This window comes from Coleofasciculus sp., from assembly GCF_046539235.1.
Classification (GTDB): Bacteria; Cyanobacteriota; Cyanobacteriia; order Cyanobacteriales; family Coleofasciculaceae; genus Coleofasciculus.
Genome location: NZ_JBKHHI010000539.1, coordinates 1 through 3,797, shown reverse-complemented (window position 1 = coordinate 3,797; position 3,797 = coordinate 1). Strand labels below are relative to the sequence as shown.

The following is a 3,797-nucleotide window of genomic DNA, read 5'->3' as shown; positions in this document are numbered from 1 at the left end:
TTGCTCGCTACCCAAAAGCATCTTGCTCGCTACCCAAAAGCATCTTGCTCGCTACTAATACCCAATTTATAGCGCTTCGCGCTGGTCTAGTTACACTTTGTTTGTACGAACATCTCATCTGGACTCAGTTTCAGGTACGGGAGTTGTAAATACACGCCTAGCGATTTGCTATAAATGCATTACAGCTTATGAGTATCCATGATAGCGCGATCGCACTTTAAACTGAAGCCTTTTAGTTCAAATGTACTATCTAGATTGAGCGTCAAGCCCCCTCAGTAGTGGATAAAGATAAATTGTAGAAGGGAATTGCAAAAAGCCCCATTAGCAAGCTAATAAGGTTAGCGATAATTAATCCAATTGTTTATAAGTGGAAATTGTACAATAATTAGTGTAGTGTTATACAGTTTTCAAATAAAAAGGGTTAATACTTGTATAGTTTTGTAAGAGTACGTTTAATAGTTAAGAGACTTGGCGACACATACAACGATTGAAACAAATTTAGGAGTATAATTTCTAACCAGCTAATCGCTTAACCCGACTAAGGGAGAAAGGTGGAAAATATGGCACAAAAAACTCATCCGTTGCTGGTACAGGCATCGGAAAGTGAGGAAGCTGGAGAGGTAGAGTCCAGGGGAATACGGGAGATGTTGGGCAGATTGAGCCGTAAGAGTCGTTCCAAATGGGCAGGATACATCAGAGTAAGCAGTGTAGCGCTCACCAGTTGTGTTTGGCTGGCTTGGGGTAGCTGCGCTATTGCCCAGATTATCCCCGATGAAACCTGGGGAGCCGAACAATCGGTTGTCCAGGAAAGTGTCATCGACGGCGCGATGATTGATCTGATTACCCAGGGAGCGACTCGTGGTGCTAACAAATTCCACAGTTTTGAACAATTTGATATTGGGGAAGGACAAAGTGTCTATTTTGATTCTCCCCAAGGAATTGAAAATATTTTTAGTCGGGTAAGGGGAAATGATGCCTCGGATATTCTGGGGACGCTGGGTGTCAATGGTGGAGCGAATCTGTTCTTGATTAATCCCAATGGGATTATTTTTGGCGACAATGCCAGTTTGGATGTTCAGGGTTCGTTTGTAGCAACGACAGCTAATGGAATTCAGTTTGGGGAGCAGGGGTTTTTTAGTACCACACAGTCAGAGGTTCCTTCGCCATTACTGACAGTGAATCCGTCGGCGTTTTTGTTTAATCAAATCACGCCAGGGAGAATAGAATCTCGCTCAGTTGCATTTGCCGGATATGACTCGTTTGACTTTCCCTTGTTTGGTTTGGAAGTCCCTGATGGTCAGAGTTTGCTGCTGGTGGGTGGATATATTCTCATTGATGGACAAATGTTTGGAGGAGGATTGGCTGCTTTAGAAGGTCGAGTGGAATTAGCCGCCGTTGCGGGTTCGGGAACGGTAGGACTGACTGTTGATGGCAATAGCCTCTCATTGAATGTTCCCCCAGAAATGCCGCGAGCAGATATATCATTGACCAATGGCGCTTTTGTCACCACTGCTGATGAAGCTGGAGGTGATATTCAACTGTGGGGGAAGCAAATCACCCTGACAGAGGGTTCTCAGATTGGTTCTGGTGCGTTCGGTGAAGGTAAGGGCGGGAACTTGATAGTCAACGCCTCGGAATTAGTCCACGCCAGTGGCTTGAACGGTGGCTTTTTTGCTCCCACTTCAGCAGATGGGGGAGATGTGAAGATTACAACACCTGTGCTACAGCTAAGAGAGGGGGCACAGATTGTCACAAGTACTTTCGGTGCGGGCAATGCTGGTAATGTGGTGGTGAATGCCTCGGAATTGGTGCAAGTTAGCGATTTGGGTAGTGGATTTTTTACGACCAGCCAACTACCAGAAAGCGGAGACGGAGGAGATGTAACGATTACAACACCTGTGCTACAGCTAAGAGATGGAGCACAGATTGCCACAAGTACCTTCGGTGCGGGCAATGCTGGTAATGTGGTAGTGAAGGCATCAGAATTGGTGCAAGTCAGTGGTACGGTGAAATTCGATAATGACGATTTTTTCAGTGGTCTGAGAACAGATACTTTCGGCGATGGGAATGCAGGAGATCTAACCATTAACACGCCTGAACTCCTCATCGAAAATGGCGCTGTGATTGCTAGTGGAACTTTCCCCGATAGCACAGGAAATGGCGGCACTTTGACTGTCAATGCCTCGGCTTTAGTGCAATTGAGTAATGAACCGGGTCAGCTTCCCACTCTCTTAACGACTCAAACTGAAGGACAGGGAGATGGGGGAAATCTGACAATTAACACGCCCAAGTTAGTTGTAACAGATGGAAGCCAAGTTTCGGCAGAAACGTTTGATAACGGGATTGGTGGTTTAATTACGGTTAATGCCAATACTGTGGAGGTGACGAATGGTGGACAACTCCGCACGACTACAGAGGGTAGCAATAATGCTGGGAATATCTCATTACAGGTGGAAGAGAGCGTAACGATTACTGGAGATGGTAGTGGATTCTTTGCTAATACTACAGAATACTCCAGTGGCAATGGCGGCAGTATCTTTATTGACCCTCCAATCGTAGTTGTCCAGGATGGAGCAGAAATTGCAACTGAGAGTAAGGGGACTGGAGAGGCGGGAGATATTGAAATTCAAGCTGATTTCCTCAGCCTAGATACTAATGCTCGCCTTTCTGCTGAAACGGCTATAAACAATGGCGGCGATATTACGCTTCTTATTGATGACCTTTTACTTTTGCGCCGTGGGAGTCGCATCTCAGCAACGGCTGGCACGGCTGGGCAAGCAGAGCTACCTGGAGATGGTGGCAATATTACCATTGAATCTGATTTTATTGTTGCTGTTCCGAATGAAAACAGCGATATTACTGCCGATTCTTTTTCCGGAGAAGGGGGAAGCATCCGGCTCAAGACTCAAGGTTTGTTTAATCTGGTTATCCGCAGCCGCGAAGAGCTAGAAACTTTACTGGAACCAGATGATCCCTTAGAACTCAAAGCCGCTGAATTGCAATCCAATGACATCACTGCCATTTCGCAAACGTCTCCTGAATTGAGTCGTGATCCTACCCTTATTTTGTTAGGGCTAGACCCGTCTCAAGGACTGGTAGAGTTGCCAGCAGAACTTGTAGATGTGACGCGGCTGGTTGAACAAAGTCTTTGTGCGGCTGCACAGGGAAGTGAATTTATTGTAACTGGACGCGGCGGTTTGCCTAAGCCTCCGAATCAGGTGCTTGATGCTGATGCGACTTGGGAAGATTGGCGGATAACGACGGTAAGAGAATCAACGGAGGTGCAGCAATCTAACCGGAATAGTCGCCAAGAAGTTATAGGGAATAAGCCAAATAAATTTGTTGAAGCTCAAGGTTGGTTTAAAGATGCCAATGGTACGATTATTCTTACCGCAGAACCAACGGTTGTGACACCCCACGAAACGGGTGCGCCATCGTTCACCTGTCAATAGTTAAATGGTTTGTGAAACCTTACCGAAATCGAATGTGGTTGACTTAAGTGAGGTTCGTAGTTGCGATGCGAGCGTTATAAATGGTGCGTTACGCTCCGCTCTCCTCACCCTACAATTGCCTGAGGTGTTTGTAGTAAGCGCTTTAGCGCTTACTACAAACATAAATCTAAAAGGTTTAATGATATGAAATGCCTCGTATCCTTATCTGGAAATAAAATATCAAAGGTCTGTGTTCCTCGGCAGTTTAATGGGTTGGCAAAATGGGTAAATTTACGCTTTTCTCAAATCGTGCGATCGCTTAGGCTTGTAGTTAGCGCTTCAGCGCTTATGGCACTAAAGTGCCTA

1 protein-coding gene is annotated in these 3,797 nt (G+C 45.8%); it reads left to right on the top strand.

The features are described 5' to 3' along the window. Positions 1-560: 560 nt before the first annotated feature. Positions 561-3,452 (top strand): two-partner secretion domain-containing protein, encoded by a 2,892-nt coding sequence (locus ACLFWI_RS28235; RefSeq protein WP_446415693.1) that lies wholly within the window; start codon positions 561-563, stop codon positions 3,450-3,452. The last annotated feature ends 345 nt before the right edge of the window (positions 3,453-3,797 follow it).

Coding starts and splice junctions, on each gene's coding strand:
- ACLFWI_RS28235 (WP_446415693.1), top strand. CDS start 561: ATGGCACAAAAAACTCATCCGTTGCTGGTACAGGCATCGGAAAGTGAG.